The organism is Curtobacterium sp. NPDC090217 (genome assembly GCF_044746705.1).
Taxonomy (GTDB): domain Bacteria; phylum Actinomycetota; class Actinomycetes; order Actinomycetales; family Microbacteriaceae; genus Curtobacterium.
Genome location: NZ_JBIVCR010000003.1, coordinates 471702 through 490781, shown reverse-complemented (window position 1 = coordinate 490781; position 19080 = coordinate 471702). Strand labels below are relative to the sequence as shown.

The following is a 19080-nucleotide window of genomic DNA, read 5'->3' as shown; positions in this document are numbered from 1 at the left end:
TCCACCCAGCAAGCTGGGCATCATCGTTCGACTTGCATGTGTTAAGCACGCCGCCAGCGTTCGTCCTGAGCCAGGATCAAACTCTCCGTAAAAAATTACAGACCCAACACCCGAAAGCGTCAGGCCGAGTTGATCTTGACTGTTGACTGTCTACTGACAATCTTCAATCCAAAAGGAATTGTCTCCGACTCGACCAGCAAAACCGGCCGAGTACGGGGTCAATAAATTGGCATTGACAATGTGCACGCTGTTGAGTTCTCAAGGACCAGACGCACTCCCCGCTCGACCCCGAAAGAGGTTCCGCCAGAGAGGCATTCGTTCTTGTTCCCCGAGCACGCCGAATCGCTTCGGCTTCTGCGGGGGTGGTTGCCAGAGCGGGAACCCGTCCGGACTGCGACTTCCGGGGCTTGCACCCTGGTGTCCGTCTCGGCCGTTCCGTTCTCCGCCTCAGCGGCAACGAGTGATTACTCTACACACGCCCCGGGGGGCCCGCCAACCGTCGCTCCCCCCGGGCGTGTCGCGCGACCGGCCGCCCATGGCCAGGCGCCGCGATCGGCCCGAGTGCGCAGAAGTGGCGGCCAGTCTGGCCCCGGACGCGCATCGTCTGCGCACTCGATTCCCGCGGCCGGCGCGAGCCCGATCGAGAGCGCGGATGGTGCGACGTGCAGGGACTCCGGGTCGCCACGTCTGCGCACTCGATCGGCGCGGCGCGACGCGGAGTCCCCCGAACGACGAGGGAAGCCCCGGGACGACGAGGGGCACAGTGCGCGGATGCACTGTGCCCCTCGAGGTGGAACAGCCGACTACTCGGCAGCGGCGAGCTGCCCGCAGGCCCCGTCGATCTCCTTGCCCCGGGTGTCGCGGAGGGTCGTCGGGATGCCGGCGGCGTTCAGTCGGCGGACGAACTCGTCCTGCACGTGGACCTCCGACGAGGTCCACACCGATCCGGGCGTCGGGTTGAGCGGGATCGGGTTGACGTGCACCCATCCCTTGCCGCGCTTGTTGAGCTTCTCGGCGAGCAGGTCGGCTCGCCAGGCGTGGTCGTTCATGTCCTTGATGAGCGCGTACTCGATCGAGACCCGTCGCCCGGTCTTGACGTAGTAGTTGTGGGCGGCGTCGATGGCCTCGTCGGCCTTCCACCGCGAGTTGACCGGGATGAGCTCGTCGCGGAGCTCGTCGTCCGGCGCGTGGAGCGACAGCGCGAAGGTGATCGGGATGTTCTCGTCGGCGAGCTTGTTGATCGCGGGGACGAGCCCGACGGTCGACACCGTGATGCCGCGAGCGCTCATGCCGAGGCCGTGCGGCTGTGGCGCGACCATCGTCCGGACGGCGTCCATCACCCGCTTGTAGTTCGCCAGGGGCTCCCCCATGCCCATGAACACGATGTTCGTCACGCGCTCGGCATCGACGCGGTCCTTGCCGCCCTTGCGCGGGTCTCCCCCGAGCTCTCCCGCGGCGATGGCCGCGTTCGCCCGGACGATCTGCTCGATGATCTCGGCCGTGGACATGTTGCGCGTCAGGCCCTGTTGTCCAGTCGCGCAGAACGGGCAGTTCATCCCGCAGCCAGCCTGGGACGAGACGCAGAGCGTGATGCGCCCCGGGTAGCGCATGAGCACCGACTCGACGAGGGCGCCGTCGTGCAGCTTCCAGAGGAACTTGATCGTGTCGCCCTTGTCCGTCGCGAGACGCCTCGTCTCGGTGAGGAGCGGCGGGAGCATCCCGGCGACGAGCTGCTCCCGCTGGGCGGCGGGCAGGTCGGTCATCGTCGACGGGTCGGACGAGTAGTGCGTGAAGTAGTGCGTCGACAGCTGCTTGGCGCGGAACTTCGGAAGCCCGAGCTCGACCACCTTGGCCTCGCGTTCCTCCACCGACAGGTCGGCGAGGTGCTCCGGCGGCTTGCCACGCTTGGGCGACGCGAACTGCAGGAGCGGACGGCCCTCGCCGTCGGTGGCCTGGGTCCAGCCCTCGGTGCGCGGACGCACCTGCGGGCGAGCAGAGCGCTGCTCTTCGAACGGGGTTCGGGTGTCGGCGGCCATCACTCCAGCTTACGGGACGCGTGGCACGCGCCGGCGTCCGGTCAGGAACCGGCGGGCAACAGGCGGGCGAAGTGGTGCGCGGCGGCGTACATCGGGACGATGTCGACGACCTCGCCGGGGTGCGGTGCCTGCAGCACGAGACCCTCGCCGAGGTAGAGGCCGACGTGGTCCTCGTTGTCGTACACGACCATGTCGCCGGGCTTCGCCTCGGACTCCGGGATCGTCGTCGCGGCCGCGTCCTGGGTCGGGACGTAGTGCGCCAGCTGGATGCCGACCGCCTGGTACGCCACCATCGTCAGCCCGGAGCAGTCGATGCCCGAGTGGCTCGCCCCGCCCTCGACGTACGGGTCGCCCAGGTACTGCAGCGCCGTCGACAGGATCGTCGCCCGATCGCCGCCCGCGGAGAGCGCCGTGGACAGTGCGGCCTGCGCCTGCGCCGTGGTCACGCCGAAGCGCGTCACGAGCGTCGGGTACGAGACGACGGTCGTGGTCGTCGCGCTCATGCCGTCGGTCGTGGTGATCGGCACCTGGACGTCGTGCGCCACGGTGTAGTTCTGGAGCGGCTCGGCGGCGGACACGGTCTGCGCCGCGGTGACGTCCGGCGTCGCGGCGTTCGCCGGCATCGACAGGGTGAGCGCCGAGGTGAACGCGAGCGCCGGCGCCAGCAGGATCGCGGCACGCTTGGCGTTCGTCGCACGACGCACGTGCCGGGGATCGAGCGCACGTTCCGCGCGGAGCGCGCCGGAGCGGGACACGAAGGCGGCGCCGGCCGGCTGGGCCACGGCGACCGGCCGTACCGAGGACGCCTGCCGGAGTGCGATCACCCTGGCGGGCTTCGCGTGTTCGACGTAGGTGGAACGGGCCGCGACGGGACCGGATGCCGATCGTCGACCGCGGGCACGGGAGGTCGGAAGAGCGGGCGGCGCGGGCTGACGGTCGTCGGCTGCTGCGGGCAGGGCGTGGCGTCCCATGGTTCCTTCCGGGTCTCGAGCCGTCGAGCAGTGGTGCGCGGGCACGGTCGCAGCGGTGCGATCGCGCCGTCGGGAACGGCGACTCGGGAAGATAACGTATTGGTCACGAACCTGATCCCGGCTGGGGAAGACCGGCGAGTCCCTGCGGGCCGTCACAGGAACCGCCCGGTCTCCCAGATTCCTCAGGCGACCGGCTCGTCGACCGTCGGCCGCATGACGGCGGCGAGTCGGGCCTCCCGTTCGGCCGCGACGTCGTCGAGGCGCGCCGCCAGCCCGAGGACCGACGCGTCGACCGGTGCGTCCCCCGAGATGTCCCCCGCGATCGGGGCTCCCGCGCGCAGCGCGACCGGCAGGACGCCCGCCCAGACGCCGTGGTCCTCGCCGTCAGCGGGGTCCTCGCCGACGCCGGCGAACCGGATCTTGACGCTCGCGTGCTCGAGCGGGACCTGCAGGACCTGGGTCTGCCTGACCTCCTTGGCGGCCATCTCGCGCACCTCGTCACGGCGGCCGGGCATGAGGTGGTCGCTGACCTGCCACAGTGCCTCGGCGCGGAGCTCGGCGGGCACGACGGTCGCGCGGCCGGCGATCATCGCGCTCCGGTAGTTCGCCGAGCTGTCGAAGGTCGAGCGGGCGAAGACGATGCCGTCGAGGTGCGTCACGGTCGCGGCGACCGGCACACCATCGGCGCCGGCGTCGAGGAACAGGCCGCCCCCGGTCGACCCGTGCAGCAGCAGGACGGGCCCTGCGCCGAGGTCGCCGACGCCGCAGAGGAACGGCAGCACGATCGGGTGGCCGTCGCGGACCAGGCCGACGTGGGCGACGAACGCCTCGGCGAGGACCTCGCGGAGGGCTTCGGGATCGGTGGCCTGGCGGTCGCGCTTCCGGCGGACGGACATCGAGGGGACGGCGGGGGTGCTGGTCATGGCGATCACGCTAGGTTCGGGAGTGGACCAGTCAGTAGTCCAGATCGGATCGAGTGCGATGGACCAGTTCGGGAAGACCGCCGGCGTCGTCGCCCGGGTGCGCGGCATGGTGCACGACGGGACGCTCCGCGCCGGGGACGCCCTGCCCTCGACGCGGGTGCTCGCTGCCGAGCTCGGGGTCGCCCGCGGGACGGTGGTCGCGGCGTACGAGCAGCTCGACGGCGAGGGGTACATCCGGACCAGGCACGGGGCGGCGGCGCGGGTCGTCGCGTCGGTGGACCCGGCCCCGGGCGCGGGCACGAACCCGTCCGCGGACGGGGGCGCGCGGGCGATCGGGGCTGTGCGGGCCGCCGGGGCTGCGCGGGCCGCCGGGGCAGCGCGGGCCGCCGGGGCAGCGCGGGCTCCGGAGGCCGGCGTCGTCGACGCACGCCCCGGGATCCCTGCCGTCACCGCGATCTCCGCGCGGGACTGGCGCGCCGCCTGGCGTGCGGCGGCGGACCAGCCACTCCGGAACACCATGTCCGACCCGCTCGGCCTCCCGGCACTCCGGGAGCAGATCGCCGTGCAGCTCGGGCTGAGCCGCGGGTTCGCCCCCGACCCGTCGCGGGTGGTCGTCGCCGCCGGGACCTCCGACGCGGTGTCGCTCGTGACCGAGGCACTCCGCAACGCGCTCGGCCGCCCACCGCGCGTCGCCGTCGAGGACCCCGGCTACCGCTCCGGACACCGTGCGATCGCGAGTGCGGGCGGGATCGTCGTGCCGGTTCCCGTCGGGCCGGACGGCATCTCGCTGTCACACCTGGCCGACACGGCCGTGGACGCCGTCATGGTCACGCCCACCCACCAGTACCCGCTCGGCTCGGTGATGCCGGTCGCGGGCCGGCAGCGTCTGCTCGCCTGGGCCGCCGACACGGGAACGCTCGTCGTCGAGGACGACTACGACTCCGAGTTCCGGCACCGCGGGCAGCCCGTCCCGGCCCTCGCCGCGCTCGACGCGTCGGTCCTGCACGTCGGTGGGTTCTCGAAGACCTTCGACCCGCGGCTGCGCTGCGCGTACGTCGTGCTGCCCGACCACGACCGGGCAGCAGACGCCGTGGTCGCCGAAGCCGTCGTCGCGGCACGCGTCGCGCGTGGTGCGGTCGTCGCGGAGCCCGTGCAGGCGGCGGTCGCGCACCTGCTCAGGACCGGGGCCTTCCGCCGACACCTGGGGCGGGTGCGGCGCGACTACGCGCACCGACGGGAGCTGATCGCGGCGCGGCTGGCCGGTGCGTCCGGCACGACCGGACTGGAGGCTCGGGCCCTGAACGGCGGGCTGCACGCGGTGGTCTCGTGGCCGGGTCACCCCGCCGCCGCCGACGTCGTCGCCCGGCTGGCGTCGCGCGGGGTCCTCGTGGCGGAGCTCGCGGACTACGAGGTGACGCGGGGGTCGGCCGGCAACGGGGTCGTGCTCGGGTACGGCGCGGTGGCGCTCCCGGCGCTCGAGCACGCCGTCGATGCGTTGCTCGAGGAGCTCAGGGCCGGCCGCCCGCGCCGCCGCGGTCAGCGACGGCGTCAGCGGACGGCGCCAGCGGACGGCGTCAGCGCTTGACGGCGTCGATCTTGAGCATCTTCGCGATGACGCTGTCGAGCTCGCTGTCGTCGAAGACCTGCTTCCAGTCCTCCTTGATGAGCTTGTCGCGGCCGTAGCCCATCGCGATGTGGCAGGCATCCGAGAACGGGTTCGAGCCGCGGAGCCCGTTCGTCAGCGCGATCCAGGTGTGGCCGTAGAGCATCGCGCGGGCGGCCTCACGGGGAACCCCGACACCGGTGACGGTCTCCTCGAGGGCGTCGTTGAGGAAGTCGCCGATCATGCAGGCGATCGTCTCGACGAGGGTCGGCTCCAGGACGGCGAGCTGCTTGACGGTGACCCAGTGCACCTGGATGACGGGCGCGTACATGGTCGTGATGACGGCTTCGGCGACGGCCTTGGCGGCGTCGCCCTCGTCACCGAGGGACTCGGACGCGTCGAACGCAGCGATGACCTCCTGCGGGGCGGCGATGCCACCGAAGGTGTCGTCCCACTCCTCCTTGGTGGTGCGCTCGAGGAACACCGACGGGTGGCAAGGGTGCGCAACGGCGTAGTGGATGTCCTCGCGCTTCGCGAGCAGCCCGGCGTACGCGGCGGCGGGGTCGAGCGTCAGGATCGTCGCTCCGGGCCGCATGACCGGCACGAGCTGCTCGGAGATCGTGCCGAGCAGGACGTCCGGGACGGCGAGGACGACCACGTCGGCGGCCTTCGCGGCCTCGAGGCTGTCGGTGATCGATCGGCCGAGGGCCTCGATGCGCTCCTGACCCGCAGGCGAGGCCTCGCTGTAGAGCGTCGTGTACTCGCTCTTCGCGAAGTTGTTCGAGACGCGAGTGCCCATCTTGCCGCCGGCACCGATCACGGCGACGGTGACGTCGGCGGTGCCGGAGCCTGCTGCGATGGTGTGGCTGATGGCGGTGTCGGTCATGATTCCTTGCTCCTGGTGTACTCGATGGTGTGTTCGGTCCACGCCGCCTCGACGCGCGTGGTGGTCTGTGCTGGATCGCCGTCTGCGCCCACGGTGGCGTCCTGCCACGGGAGCCAGAACTCGATGACCCGGTTGATGTCCCGGCCGTGCGGGTCGATCGCGTCCCGGACGGCCACGTGGTCGATGCGTCCGGTGCCGATCGGGACGCCGGTGTACTGGAACCCGACCCATCCCGGCGAGCGGGTGAAGTCGGCGTCCTTGACGTGCCAGTTCCGGGTGTGCGGGGCGCACGCGGCGACGACGTCGGACGGGTGTTCCAGGTTCGCGACGGTGTTCGCCGGGTCCAGGCAGATCCCGAGGGCCGGGGACGCGACCGCTGTGACGACGGCGACGAGGTCCGCGGTCGGCACGACCTCGTACGTCTCGAGGGCGAGCGTCACGCCAGCGGCTTCGTACGCGGGCAGCGCCGCACGCAGCCGGCGTTCGGTCTCGTCGCCGGACGGCAGGTCGTCGCCGGAACTCCACATCGAGCGGACGAGCGTCGCGCCGAGCGCCACCGCGATGTGCAGGTACCGCGCGAGGTGGTCCGGTGCGGTCCCCCTGGTCCCCACCTCGAGCACGAGCCCGAGCTCGCCGGCGAGCGAGCGGATGGCAGCCAGACGCTCGTCCGACGCGGTGTCGAGCGGCAGGTGGTCGCAGATCTGGAAGAGGTCGACCCCGTGGGCCGCCGCGTCCCGCATCGCGTCGTCGAGCGACATCGGCGACGGCACACGGTCGGACATCCGCCAGAAGTAGGCGTACGTGGAGAGCCCGAGCAGCGACGTCATGCGGTCACCGCCAGGGCCTGCGCTTCGTCCAGGATCGTCCTGATCGCCTCGGGGTCGTGCGCGAAGCGGCCGAGGAACAGTCCTCCGATGCCGCCCCGCCCCCGGGTGAGCAGGCCGGGTCCGGCACTTCCGCCGTAGATCACGACGCTCCCGGCCAGTTCCGGCCGGGTCGCGAGGTGCGCCTCGATGCCTGCGAGCACCTCGGCGATGTGGTCGTCCGGCGCCGGCTGCGGCGCGCCGATGGCCCAGACCGGCTCGTACGCCGCGATCACCGGGCCGGCGATGCCGTCGGCGACGGCCGTCGAGACGAACCGGTCGAGCTGCGCCGTCACGTCCGAGATCGCTTCCGGACGGGAGGCTCGGGTCGTCTCCCCGACGCAGATCAGGGGACGCAGGTGGTTGCGGAAGGCAGCGTGGACCTTCCCGGCGATGTCGTCGTCCGTCTCGTGGAACAGACTGCGGCGCTCCGCGTGCGCGATCTCCACGAGGTCGACGCCGATCTCCGCGAGCTCACGCCCGGAGACCTCGCCGGTGAACGCACCCTCGTCCGCCCACGCCAGGTCCTGGGCGCCGAGGAGCACCGGTGTGCCCTCGAGGACCGACCGGACCGGGACGAGCGCCGGGAACGTGGGGATCACGAACAGGTCGACGGCGCCGCTCGTGACGGCGGGGTGCTCGCGGGCGATGTCGGCCACGGTGGACGCCCACTCGAGCGTCCGGGCGTGGCCGAAGTACATCTTCAGTGACACCCCGATCGTGAGTCGGGGCGCTGCCGTGGCCGTCATCAGGCGTCCGTGCCGACCGGAGCCGAGCCGTCGTACGAACAGATCGCGGCGACCTTCTCGGCGCTGGCGGAGGTCTGGTCGAACTCGTAGCCGAGCCACTCCTTCGCCATCCGGCGGGCGACCTCGACCCCGACGACGCGCTGCCCCATGCAGAGCACCTGCGCGTCGTTCGACAGGATCGACCGCTCGACCGAGAACGAGTCGTGCGCGGTCACGGCACGGATCCCGGGGACCTTGTTCGCCGCGATCGCCACACCGAGCCCGGTGCCGCAGATCAGGATCGCCCGGTCTGCGTCGCCGTTCGCGACCATGCGGGCCGCGTCGACGGCGACGTGCGGGTAGGCGGTGTGCCCGTCCGCGTCGACGCCCACGTCGACGACCGACGCGACGCGCGGGTCCTTCGCCAGGTCGGCCTTGATGATCTCCTTGTAGTCGAACCCGGCGTCGTCGGAACCGACGACCAGACGGAACTGCGTGCTCATGGTGATGCCTTTCAGGGGGTGCGTGCGGGTCAGGCCGGGACGGAGATCGTCGACAGGACCGCTGCGGTGATGAGGGCGAACGAGATCGCGCCGGCGTCGGGTGTGCCGACGGCGTCCTCACCGTGGGTGCGCGCCCGGCCCATGCGGGGCAGGAGGGACGCGGTCGCGTCGGCAGCGCTGGTGGCAGCCGCCGATGCCTCGGACCAGGCGGTGGTCAGGTCGTCGCCGGCGGCGATGCGGGTGGTGAGGACGTCGTCGAAGGGGACGAGGGCGTCGACCATGGTCTTGTCGCCCACGACCGCGCCGAAGGCGAGGACCGCGTCGGTCGCGGCGTGCACCGCGCGCTGGACGGTCCCCGCTGTGGGACGTTCCCGGTCCCCGATGACGCGACCCAGAGCCTCCAGGGCGGCACCCCAGATCGCACCGGACGTGCCACCGGCCTTGTCCGACCACGCGTCCCCCGCGATCGCGAGGACCGTGCCGACGCCCGCGCCGCGTTCGGCGGCGTCGCGCGCTGCCGCGTCGGCGGCGGTGGAGCCGCGCTGCATGCCGATGCCGTGGTCGCCGTCCCCGGCGACCGCGTCGATCCGACCCAGCTCGTCGGCATGGCGGTCGATGGTCGCGCGGATCGCGGTGATCGCTTCGGCGATGACGCGGGCGGACTCCTGGGATTCGGGGGTGCCGGGGGTGACCTGGACCTGCGCACCGGCGGTGAGGACGTCTTCGGGGAGACGCTCCTGCGCGACCGCAGCGCCCTTCCGGAACGCGGGCGCGTTCGCCGGTGCCGCCCAGAGCGCTTCGAGTTCCGCGTCCGGCCAGAACAGCGTCAACGACACCCCGGCCATGTCGAACGACGTGACGAGCTCCCCGACCTCGGGCTCCACGATCGTGATGCCCGCATCGGTGAGGCGCTGCTGCACGGCGTTGAACACCACGAACAGCTCCTCGTACTTCACACTCCCGAGGCCGTTCAGGATCGGGACGACCCGGTCACCGGCACCCTCGGGACGCTCGTTGAGGAGCCGGTCGGTGAGGAGCTCGGCGAGGCCGTCGGCGGTGGGGACGTCGGCTTCGTCGATTCCCCGCTCACCGTGGATGCCCATCCCGATCGCCATCCGCCCCTCCGCGACGGTGAACAACGGCTCCTCCGCACCCGGCAGGCTGCACCCGGTGAAAGCGACACCGAAACTGCGCGTGCGGTGGTTGGCTCGCTCCGCGAGTTCCGCGACCTCGTCCAGGCTCTTGCCCTGTTCGGCGGCGGCACCGGCGACCTTGAACACGCACAGGTCCCCCGCGATCCCCCGCCGCTTGTGCGCCTCGCCCGCCGGCGCCGACGCGACGTCGTCCGTGACCCGCACCGTGCGGACGTCGATGCCCAGCTCCGTCAGCGCCCGTTCGGCTGCGTCGAAGTTGAGCACGTCGCCGGCGTAGTTGCCGTAGGACAGCAGCACCCCACCACCGTGCTGGCTTGCGCGGGCGACCGCGGTGACCTGCTGCGCACTCGGACTGGCGAACAGGTTCCCCATCGCCGCACCCGCCGCCAACCCGTGTCCCACGAGCCCACCGAACGCCGGATAGTGGCCACTGCCACCACCGATCACCAGGGCGACCGTGCCGTCCGGGCTCGCAGTGGACCGGGCGACCCCACCGTGCACCTTCCGCACCCACGCCCGGTTCGCCGCGACGAACCCGTCCACCATCTCGTCCGCGAAGTCCGCCGGATCGTTGAACAACCGGGTCATGCGTCTGCCTCCGTGGTGACCGCGCGCTCGGCGTCGGTCGTCGTCGGTGCGGAGCCGGCGTCGCCAGCGCCGCGGTGCTGTCGGGACACGATCACCATGAGCACGCTCGACAGGATCATGAAGAAGCCGACGATGAACATCGGGATCTGGTACCCGCCGGTCCACTCGCTGACCGCGCCCGTGATGTACGGCGCCGCGAACCCACCGAGGTTGCCGACGGTGTTGATGAGCGCGACGCCGGCAGCCGCTGCGGCACCGGACAGGAACTGCGTCGGCACCGTCCAGAAGTTCGGCAGCGCGGCGAAGATCGAGCACGCGGTGATCGCGATGACCGCGACGGTGGCCGCCGGGGAGTTCATGTAGAGCGCCACCGGGATGCTGAGGCCGCCGACGAGCGCGGGCAGCGCGATGTGCCAGACCTTCACGCCGCGGCGGAAGGCGTCACGCGACCAGAAGTACAGGACGACCGCGGCGGGCACGTACGGGATGGCGGTGATGAGCCCCTTCTGGAACAGGTCGAACGACGTGCCGAACTGCTCCTGGAAGCCGTCGATGATCGTCGGCAGGAAGAAGCTCAGCGCGTAGAGCCCGTAGATGAAGCCAAAGTAGACGAACGCCAGCATCCAGACGCGGCCGTTGCCGAACGCGGCGCGCAGACCACCCTTGCCGTGGCCGTCGCTCTTGCCCTGGGCGTCCTTGGCGAGCGCGGTCTCGAGCCAGACCTTCTCGTCCTCGTCGAGCCACTTGGCCTGGGACGGCTTGTCCTTGAGGACGAAGAGGCACAGGATGCCGACGATGATCGCGGGGATCGACACGCAGAGGAACATGAAGCGCCAGCCGGCGAGTCCGCCGAGCAGTCCCTCGTGGGTCATCAGCCAGCCGGCGAGCGGGGAGCCGATGACGCTCGTCAGCGGCTGCGCGAGGTAGAACAGCGCGAGCATCTTGCCGCGGTGGCGTGCGGGTACCCACGTCGACAGGAACAGGATCGCGCCGGGGAAGAACCCGGCCTCCGCGATGCCGAGCAGGAAGCGCAGGCCGACGAGCTGCGGGTAGTTCTGCACCCACGTGAACAGCAGCGAGACGATGCCCCACGTGATCATGATTCGGGCGAGCCAGATCCGCGCGCCGAACTTGTGCAGGGCGAGGTTGGACGGCACCTCGAGCACGAGGTAGCCGATGAAGAACACACCGGAGGCGAACCCGAACTGCGCGGCGGTCAGACCGAGGTCCGCCTCCATGCCGTTCGGCGCCGCGAAGGAGATCGCGGTGCGGTCGAGGAAGTTGATGAAGAACATCAGCGCCACGAACGGCACGATGCGGATGGCGATCTTGCGGATGGTCGTCTTCTCGACGACGGAGGTGGGGATACCTCGCGTGGCGGGGATGTCCACGATGACTCCTGCTCGATGGGGTGGTCGACCTCGTCCGGCGCTGCTGCGCGTGCGGGTTCCGGAACGAGTTCGGGGCGCTTCGGCGCGCCCAGGACAGTGTGCATCGCACTTCTCGTATTTGTCAACCGGTTGACCAGTTGACCGAACGGTACGATCTCCCCATGCCCGCGTTCAGCGAGAACGACCCGCTCAACATGCGACTCGAGCTCGAGTCCGTGCCGACGGGTTCGCCCGCCTCGGAGGTCGCCCGCCAGCTCGTCTCGTTGCTGACCGCCGGCGACCTCGCCCCCGGGTCGCGCCTCCCGTCCGAGCGCATCCTCGCCGAGCAGCTCGGGGTCGGTCGTTCGGCCGTCCGTGAGGCGCTCGCGGCACTCGAGATCCTCGGCATCGTGCAGATCCGTCCGGGATCGGGCACGTACCTGCGCGGTGGCACGTCGGACCTCCTCCCCACGACGCTGTCCTGGGGCCTGATGCTCGCGTCCAACCGGACGCGGGAACTCCTGGAGATCCGCTCGTCGCTCGAACGGACGGCGGCGATCCTGGCCGTGCAGCGCGCGACAGACGAGGAACTCGACGCACTCGGCGCGACCCTCGACCAGCAGGACGCTGCGCTCGACGATCCGACCGCCTTCATCGAGGCCGACGTCCGCTTCCACATCCTGCTCGCCCGGGCCGGCGGCAACGACGTGCTCGCCGACCTGTTGCAGAGCCTCCGTTCGATGCTCAGCGTGTGGGTCGGCCGCCGGGTGACCACACGAGAGGCGACCGAGGCCGCGTACCGCGAGCACCGTGCGGTCTTCGACGCGATGCGTTCGCGAGACGTCGCTGCGACCCAGCGTGCGATGGACGAGCACATGGCCACGGCGAGCGCCCGCATCGAGCACGCCGACCCGGTCCCCACGGAGTAGCACCGGTCCTTGCCGATCCGGCAACGGGGCTTGCCCGCCGAGCGGGGCGTGTGGCTGGATCGGACGATGGACGAGCACCACGACATCCCCGCAGACGCGTCTCCCGACCCGGCGACGTACTGGGAAGCCCGCTACGCCGACCAGGACCGCATGTGGTCCGGCCGGGTCAACGCGGTACTCGCCGACACGGTGGAACGGCACGTCTCGCCGCGGCACGGACGGGATCCGCGGGACCTGCGGGCGCTCGACCTCGGGTGCGGTGAAGGCGGCGATGTCCTCTGGCTCGCGGCGCAGGGGTGGGCGGCGACCGGCGTCGATCTGTCGGCGACGGCAACCGACCGCGGACGCGCTGCGGCGGAGGCTGCCGGGCTCGGGGACCGTACGACCTTCGTCGCCGCCGACCTCGCCGTCTGGGACACCGAAGAGCCCTTCGACCTCGTCACGGCGTCCTTCCTGCAGTCCTGGCCGGTCGAGATCCCCCGCGACGCGATCCTGCACCGGGCCACCCGCTTCGTCGCACCCGGTGGGCACCTGCTCGTGACCGCGCACGCCGCACCCCCTGGCGGCGTCCCCGAGGAGTTCCACGGACACCGCTTCCCGACGCCGTCGGACGACCTCGACGCCCTCGCGCTCGCGCCCGAAGGGTGGGACGTCGTCGCTGCGGAGACACGACCGCGGTCGGTGCAGCGCGACGACGGGACCGTGCACGACCTCCTCGACAGCGTGGTGCTCGTCCGGCGGCGGTGACGACGACAGCGGCGGCACTGCCGCCGCCGTCGTCACCGTCGACTCAGTCGGGCATGGGCTCCGCGTAGACGCGGAAGTCGCCGCGCTCGGCGTGCATCGACCAGAGGCGCTCGGCGACGGACTCCCCCGAGTGCGACGGATCCCCGTCGTCGATCCCGAACGGGATGATCACCTGGCCGACGTGGATGCCCTCGTCGGCGAGGGCGTCGTGCAGGAGCTGCGCGTAGGCGCTCTCCCCCGCGAACGCCACGGACGTCCCGGTCACCCGGGCACCGGGGCGGACCGCGCTCCCGCCGTTGACGAACAGCATCGTGCCGCGGCCGAGCGCCCGCATCCCGGGGATGACCTGGTGGGCCGCGGTGACGGGGCCGTAGATCGAGAACTCCACCGGGCCGACCAGGTCGTCGGCGACGGTCTCGAGGACCGGGCGCATGAACTCCTTCGCCGGCAGCGGGCTGTACTGCAGGACCTCGATCAGGCCGAGGTCCTCGCTCGCACGGACGAGCGCGGTGCGGAGGGCGTCCTGGTCGCGGACGTCAGCCGTGTAGCCGGCTGCGGTGATCCCCTCGTCGCCGAGGGTCTCGACGAGGGTGTCGACGCGCTGCCGGTTGCGGGCGATCAGCGCGACGGAGAAGCCCTCGCGTCCGAATCGCCGGGCGACGGCCATGCCGAGGCCCTTTCCTGCTCCGATGATGGCGATGGTGCTCATGGGCGGTGGTACTCCTCGTCGCTGACGTGCTCGAGCCAGGTCGTGGTGGTCGCGGGGTCGTCCGCGAGGTCGGGCATCGCGAGGTGCTCCATGGAGTCGTCCGGCGTCGCGCCGTGCCAGTGCTCCTCGCCGGCGGGCGTGTAGACCGTCTGCCCGGGGAGGACCTCGATGACGCCGCCGTCACGCGTGCCCATCAGGGCGACACCCTCGGTGACGTGGAGCGTCTGCCCCTCGGCGTGCGAGTGCCACGCGGTGTGGGCACCCGGCATGAAGCGGACCTTGGCGACGGTCATCGTCTGACCCGCCTCCTTCGGCCCGGCGATCGGGTCGAGGTAGACGTCGCCGACGAACTGCTCAGGCGGGTTCTTGGTCGTGGGCTGCTTGGGTTCGATCTGCATGGCGCTCCTTCTGTCGTGCTTCGTCTTCCTGCGTCGCCACCCAGCTCGCGAGCAACCGGAGGGAGTCCTCGGTCGGCGAGCCGGGCTCGGCCGAGTACACGAGGAAGTTCAGTCCGGGGTCGCCCATCGGCTCCATGGCCTCGTAGACGAGGTCGAGATCGCCGACGACCGGGTGGTGGAAGTGCTTGCTGCCGTTCGCGTGGTGCCGGACGTCATGGGCACCCCAGCGGGTCCGGAACTCGTCGCTCCGCGTGGACAGCTCGCCGATGAGGTCCTGCAGTGCGCGGTCGTCGGGGTTCCGGCCGGCCTCGGTGCGGAGGATCCCGACGTTGATGTCCGCGGCCGTCGTCCAGCTCGGGTAGAACCGCTCGGCGAGGTCGCGGTGCAGGAACGTGAACCGGGCGAGGTTCACCGGACGTTCGGGCTGCGCGTACATGTCCCAGTACAGGCCGCGGAACAGCTGGTTCTCCGCGAGGACGTCCATCCGACCGTTCCGGACGAACGCGGGACCGGCGGTGAAGCCGTCGAGCGCCCACTGCATGCTTGAGCGCACCGACTGCGCAGGCTGGCGTCGACGGCGCCGCACCGGGGACGCGTTGGCCGCTCGCGCGAGGTCGAAGAGGTGCTCCCGCTCCGCGTCGTCGAGCAGCAGCGCGTCGGCGAGGGACGCGAGCACGACGTCGGACACCCCGGAGAGGTCCCCGCGCTCGAGACGCGCGTAGTACTCGACGCTCATGCCCGCGAGCATCGCGACCTCGGTCCGCCGGAGACCGGGCACCCGACGGCCGGGGCCGCCGGGGAGCTCGACCTGCTCGGGGGTCACCCGTGCACGACGGGAGGTCAGGAACTCCTTGACGTCGTCCTTGTTCGACATGCCCACCACGGTACGAGCCGCAGCCCGGACGTGGAACGCCCTGGTGGTACACCCCAAGCCCGGCGGCGTGCAGGCTCGCTCCGGTTGAATCGGAGAGCCCGACCGGCCCACCAGCCCGACCGGCCCACCCCACCCTGCGAGAAGGAGCACCATGACCCGCGGACGCGTCCTCATCTCCGGCGCGAGCATCGCCGGTCCCGCCCTGGCGTACTGGCTGCACCGGTACGGGTACGAGACGACCGTCGTCGAGCGCGCACCAGCGCTCCGCACCGGCGGGCAGAACGTCGACGTGCGGGGTGCCGGCCGCGAGGTCACGCGCCGGATGGGCATCGAGGACGACATCCGTCGCGCCACGACCGGCGAAATCGGCACCCGCTTCATCGGACCGAGCGGCCGCGTCATCGCCGAGTTCCCCGCCGGTACGACGGACTCCGGTGGCGCGACCGCCGAACTCGAGGTCCTGCGCGGCGACCTCGCCGCGCTCCTCGTCGCGCAGACCACCGCCGACACCGAGTACCGCTACGGCGACCGCCTCACCGCGATCCACGACGACGAGGGCGCCGACGCCGTCCGCGTGGAGTTCGAGTACGCACCGTCCGAGCACTTCGACCTGGTGGTGGCGGCCGACGGGATCGGGTCGTCCACGCGGCGACTCGTCTTCGGCACGGAGCCGACGATCCGGTCCCTCGGCCTCGAGACCACGTACGCGACGATCCCCCGCACGGCCGCCGACGACGACTGGTGGCGGTGGTACAGCGCTCCGGGCGGACGGTCCGTCACGCTGCGCCCCGACGCGCGCGGCACGATCCGCGCGGCGATGTCGTTCCTCACGGACCGCACGCGCGAGCAGGCCGGTGCCGAGCTCCGGGACGTCGACGCCCAGCGCGCCCGCCTCCGCGAGCGCTTCGCCGACGCCGGTTGGGAAGCGCAGCGGGTCCTCGACGGGTTCGACGTCGCCGACGACCTGTACTCCGAGTCCATCGGCCAGGTCCGGGCACCCCGGTGGACGTCCGGCCGCGTCGCACTCGTGGGGGACGCCGCGTACTGCGCCTCGCCGGTCAGCGGCATGGGCACGAGTCTCGCGATCACCGGGGCGTACGTCCTCGCCGGGGAGCTCGCCGCGCACGTCGACCACCGGGACGCCTTCCGCGGGTACGAGCGGATCATGCGGCCGTACGTCGACCAGGCGCAGCAGCTCCCGCCGGGCACACCACGCGTCGCCAACCCGAAGTCGCGGGCCGGCGTCGCGCTGTTCGGGCTCGCCGTCCGCGCGGGGTCGAGCCCCCTCGTCGGCAAGGTCGCCGGGCGACTGTTCACCCCGCCTGCCGACCGCATCGACCTGCCCGACTACGCCCACCTGGAGCGCTGAGGTCGTAGCGTCGGCACCATGGAACTCATCTTCGTGCACGGCGCCCTGGTCCGAGACGGTGCCTGGTGGTGGCAGCCGACCGCCGACCTGCTGTTCGAACGGACCGGGATCAACAGTCGGGCCGTCGAACTCCCGTCATGCGGTGAGACCGCGTCCGGCCGCCCCGCCGGTGGCCTCGTCGCCGATGCCGCAGCACTCCGCGCAGCACTCGACGAGGTGGACGAGGCGATCGTCGTCGGGCACTCCTACGGCGGCACCGTCATCGCGGAGGCAGGATCCCACCCGGCCGTCCGGCACCTGCTGTACGTGTCGTCGTACCTGCCCGACGTCGGGCAGGCGCAGGGCGCGATCATGGCCGACGAACCGGACCCCGTGTCGATCGGCGACGCCGGGGACGGCACCCTCGGGGTCACGGGCTACGACGCCGCCTCGTTCGGCGCGCGGTTCCTGCAGGACGCCGACGAGTCCGTGCAACGCGCAGCCTGGGAGCGCGTGACCACCCAGACCGCTGCCGCGTTCGTCACCCCGACGAGCGCTGCTGGCTGGCAGGGCGTCGATTCCACGTACCTGGTGTGCACCGACGACCGCAGCACCACCGTCGCGCTCCAGCGCTCGCACGCGGCACGCGCGACACGCGCTGTCGACGTCCCGACCGGGCACCACCCGTTCATCACCCGACCCGACATCGTCGCCGACGTGGTGGAGTCGGTGCTGTCCTGACGCCGGGTCGCACCCCCGTGTGGACATCGCGCCCGCTCACGACGGGGCGCGACGTGCGTGACGGGGTGCGATGCGGCCCGGGTCGCCACCACAGACGGACTGGAGGCTCGGTGCCAGCTGGCACCGAGCCTCCAGTCCGTCTGTGGCTTGGTTCCGATCAGTCGGTGCCGGCGTCGAAGGCCGCGCCTTCGGACGCGGCGTCCGTCGCACGGCCGAGCGCGTCGTCCGCGTCGGAGGTCACGACGGCGCCACCGAGGATCTCCTCGGACTCGCCGGCTTCGAGCTCGCCGACGAGCTCGCCCGTCGCCCCGCCGATGAGCCCGGCGGCCGCGTACTGCTCGAGGCGCGCACGAGAGTCCGCGATGTCGAGGTTCCGCATCGTGAGCTGGCCGATGCGGTCGTCCGGGCCGAACGCGGCGTCGCCGACGCGCTCCATCGAGAGCTTGTCGGGGTGGTACGACAGCGCCGGGCCGGTGGTGTCGAGGATCGTGTAGTCGTCGCCGCGACGGAGACGCAGGGTGACCTCACCGGTGACGGCGGAGGCGACCCAGCGCTGCAGCGACTCGCGGAGCATGAGCGACTGCGGGTCGAGCCAACGGCCCTCGTACATCAGGCGGCCGAGGCGGCGGCCCTCGTTGTGGTACGACGCGACGGTGTCCTCGTTGTGGATCGCGTTGAGCAGGCGCTCGTAGGCGATGTGGAGCAGCGCCATGCCGGGGGCCTCGTAGATGCCGCGGCTCTTCGCCTCGATGATGCGGTTCTCGATCTGGTCGGACGCGCCGAGGCCGTGGCGGCCACCGATGGCGTTCGCTTCGTAGACGAGTGCGACGGCGTCGGCGTACTCCACCCCGTTGATCGCGACGGGACGACCGGCCTCGAAGCGGACGGAGACGACCTCGGTCGCGACCTCGACGTCGTCACGCCAGGCGGCGACACCCATGATCGGCTCGACGATGTCCAGGCCGCTGGAGAGCTCTTCGAGGCTCTTGGCCTCGTGCGTGGCGCCCCAGATGTTGGCGTCCGTGGAGTACGCCTTCTCGGTGGAGTCACGGTACGGGAAGCCCCGCGCAACGAGCCACTCGCTCATCTCCTTGCGGCCGCCGAGCTCCTCGACGAACTCGGAGTCGAGCCACGGCTTGTAGACGCGCAGACGCGGGTTCGCCATCAGGCCGTAGCGGTAGAACCGCTCGATGTCGTTGCCCTTGTAGGTGGAGCCGTCGCCCCAGATGTCGACGCCGTCTTCCTTCATCGCGCGAACGAGCATCGTGCCCGTCACGGCGCGACCGAGGGGCGTCGTGTTGAAGTACGTCTTGCCGCCGGAGCGGATGTGGAAGGCGCCGGTCTGCAGGGCGACGAGGCCTTCTTCGACGAGGGCGCTCTTCGCGTCGACGAGCCGGGCGATCTCCGCGCCGTACTCGTGGGCGCGACCGGGCACGGCGTCGATGTCCGGCTCGTCGTACTGGCCGATGTCGGCCGTGTACGTGCAGGGCACCGCGCCCTTCTCACGCATCCAGGCAACGGCACAGGAGGTGTCGAGACCTCCGGAGAACGCGATGCCGACTCGTTCGCCGACGGGGAGACTGCTCAGGACCTTGGACACGCTGACAATCGTAGGGGACGGGGCACGGTGCCCGGCCGTCCGGGTGGACGGTTGTGGAGAACCCGACGAGCAGGCGGACGGGAGGCACGGTGCCAGCCGGCACCGTGCC

Annotated in this window: 18 protein-coding genes and 1 rRNA gene; 5 read left to right on the top strand and 14 right to left on the bottom strand. The window is 71.4% G+C overall.

The annotated features are described in order from the left end of the window. From ACIPJ2_RS14200 to ACIPJ2_RS14185, 4 genes are all read right to left on the bottom strand, one after another. Positions 1-92 (bottom strand): 16S ribosomal RNA (locus ACIPJ2_RS14200); the annotation flags it as partial. 711 nt (positions 93-803) lie between these two features. After that, a complete protein-coding gene (gene rlmN, locus ACIPJ2_RS14195; protein ID WP_281267509.1) occupies positions 804-2036 on the bottom strand; it encodes a 23S rRNA (adenine(2503)-C(2))-methyltransferase RlmN in 1233 nt (410 codons plus the stop codon). A 41-nt stretch (positions 2037-2077) separates the two neighbouring features. After that, entirely contained in the window at positions 2078-3007 is a 930-nt protein-coding gene (locus tag ACIPJ2_RS14190; protein WP_281267508.1) for an NlpC/P60 family protein, read from the bottom strand. A 182-nt stretch (positions 3008-3189) separates the two neighbouring features. Beyond that, a complete protein-coding gene (locus ACIPJ2_RS14185; RefSeq protein ID WP_402729344.1) occupies positions 3190-3930 on the bottom strand; it encodes a pyridoxamine 5'-phosphate oxidase family protein in 741 nt (246 codons plus the stop codon). A 22-nt stretch (positions 3931-3952) separates the two neighbouring features. Here ACIPJ2_RS14185 and ACIPJ2_RS14180 point away from each other — a divergent pair, with 22 nt between their 5' ends. Beyond that, complete coding sequence (locus ACIPJ2_RS14180) at positions 3953-5515, top strand: PLP-dependent aminotransferase family protein (protein WP_402729343.1); 1563 nt, start codon at positions 3953-3955, stop codon at positions 5513-5515. Here the strand turns inward: ACIPJ2_RS14180 and ACIPJ2_RS14175 are convergent. Genes ACIPJ2_RS14175 through ACIPJ2_RS14150 form a run of 6 tightly spaced genes read right to left on the bottom strand, consistent with a single transcriptional unit; the run spans position 5505 to position 11646 of the window. After that, entirely contained in the window at positions 5505-6419 is a 915-nt protein-coding gene (locus ACIPJ2_RS14175) for a phosphogluconate dehydrogenase C-terminal domain-containing protein (protein ID WP_281267506.1), read from the bottom strand. The two genes, ACIPJ2_RS14180 and ACIPJ2_RS14175, sit on opposite strands and share 11 nt — an antisense overlap. Next, on the bottom strand, positions 6416-7246 hold the full coding sequence (locus ACIPJ2_RS14170) for a sugar phosphate isomerase/epimerase family protein (protein WP_402729342.1): 831 nt from the start codon (positions 7244-7246) through the stop codon (positions 6416-6418). The genes ACIPJ2_RS14175 and ACIPJ2_RS14170 overlap by 4 nt, the downstream gene beginning before the upstream one ends. Beyond that, positions 7243-8031 (bottom strand): triose-phosphate isomerase family protein, encoded by a 789-nt coding sequence (locus ACIPJ2_RS14165; protein WP_402729341.1) that lies wholly within the window; start codon positions 8029-8031, stop codon positions 7243-7245. The genes ACIPJ2_RS14170 and ACIPJ2_RS14165 overlap by 4 nt, the downstream gene beginning before the upstream one ends. After that, positions 8031-8513 carry a ribose-5-phosphate isomerase gene (locus ACIPJ2_RS14160; RefSeq protein ID WP_281267503.1) on the bottom strand — a complete coding sequence of 161 codons (483 nt, stop codon included), beginning with the start codon at positions 8511-8513 and terminating at the stop codon, positions 8031-8033. The genes ACIPJ2_RS14165 and ACIPJ2_RS14160 overlap by 1 nt, the downstream gene beginning before the upstream one ends. 29 nt (positions 8514-8542) lie before the next feature. Beyond that, the gene (locus tag ACIPJ2_RS14155) at positions 8543-10255 is read right to left on the bottom strand and encodes a dihydroxyacetone kinase family protein (RefSeq protein WP_402729340.1); all 1713 of its coding nucleotides are present in this window, start codon (positions 10253-10255) and stop codon (positions 8543-8545) included. After that, the gene (locus ACIPJ2_RS14150) at positions 10252-11646 is read right to left on the bottom strand and encodes an MFS transporter (protein WP_402729339.1); all 1395 of its coding nucleotides are present in this window, start codon (positions 11644-11646) and stop codon (positions 10252-10254) included. Before ACIPJ2_RS14150 ends, ACIPJ2_RS14155 begins: the two co-directional genes overlap by 4 nt. A 161-nt stretch (positions 11647-11807) precedes the next feature. Here ACIPJ2_RS14150 and ACIPJ2_RS14145 point away from each other — a divergent pair, with 161 nt between their 5' ends. Further along, complete coding sequence (locus ACIPJ2_RS14145) at positions 11808-12554, top strand: FadR/GntR family transcriptional regulator (protein ID WP_281267500.1); 747 nt, start codon at positions 11808-11810, stop codon at positions 12552-12554. A gap of 66 nt (positions 12555-12620) precedes the next feature. Next, the gene (locus ACIPJ2_RS14140; RefSeq protein ID WP_402729338.1) at positions 12621-13301 is read left to right on the top strand and encodes a class I SAM-dependent methyltransferase; all 681 of its coding nucleotides are present in this window, start codon (positions 12621-12623) and stop codon (positions 13299-13301) included. Between the two features lie 43 nt (positions 13302-13344). Here the strand turns inward: ACIPJ2_RS14140 and ACIPJ2_RS14135 are convergent, their stop codons facing one another. Genes ACIPJ2_RS14135 through ACIPJ2_RS14125 form a run of 3 tightly spaced genes read right to left on the bottom strand, consistent with a single transcriptional unit; the run spans position 13345 to position 15282 of the window. Next, complete coding sequence (locus ACIPJ2_RS14135) at positions 13345-14010, bottom strand: SDR family NAD(P)-dependent oxidoreductase (protein ID WP_402729337.1); 666 nt, start codon at positions 14008-14010, stop codon at positions 13345-13347. Next, on the bottom strand, positions 14007-14408 hold the full coding sequence (locus ACIPJ2_RS14130; RefSeq protein ID WP_402729336.1) for a cupin domain-containing protein: 402 nt from the start codon (positions 14406-14408) through the stop codon (positions 14007-14009). The genes ACIPJ2_RS14135 and ACIPJ2_RS14130 overlap by 4 nt, the downstream gene beginning before the upstream one ends. Beyond that, complete coding sequence (locus ACIPJ2_RS14125; RefSeq protein WP_402729335.1) at positions 14365-15282, bottom strand: helix-turn-helix domain-containing protein; 918 nt, start codon at positions 15280-15282, stop codon at positions 14365-14367. The genes ACIPJ2_RS14130 and ACIPJ2_RS14125 overlap by 44 nt, the downstream gene beginning before the upstream one ends. 151 nt (positions 15283-15433) lie before the next feature. Between ACIPJ2_RS14125 and ACIPJ2_RS14120 the strand changes: the two genes are divergently transcribed. Together ACIPJ2_RS14120 and ACIPJ2_RS14115 are read left to right on the top strand one after the other, a co-directional pair. Beyond that, a complete protein-coding gene (locus ACIPJ2_RS14120) occupies positions 15434-16651 on the top strand; it encodes an FAD-dependent monooxygenase (RefSeq protein WP_402729334.1) in 1218 nt (405 codons plus the stop codon). 18 nt (positions 16652-16669) lie between these two features. Next, the gene (locus tag ACIPJ2_RS14115) at positions 16670-17371 is read left to right on the top strand and encodes an alpha/beta hydrolase (protein ID WP_402729333.1); all 702 of its coding nucleotides are present in this window, start codon (positions 16670-16672) and stop codon (positions 17369-17371) included. Between the two features lie 157 nt (positions 17372-17528). Here the strand turns inward: ACIPJ2_RS14115 and argG are convergent, their stop codons facing one another. Further along, positions 17529-18971, bottom strand: a complete 1443-nt coding sequence (gene argG / locus ACIPJ2_RS14110) for an argininosuccinate synthase (RefSeq protein ID WP_402729332.1) — start codon at positions 18969-18971, stop codon at positions 17529-17531. Positions 18972-19080 lie beyond the last annotated feature (109 nt).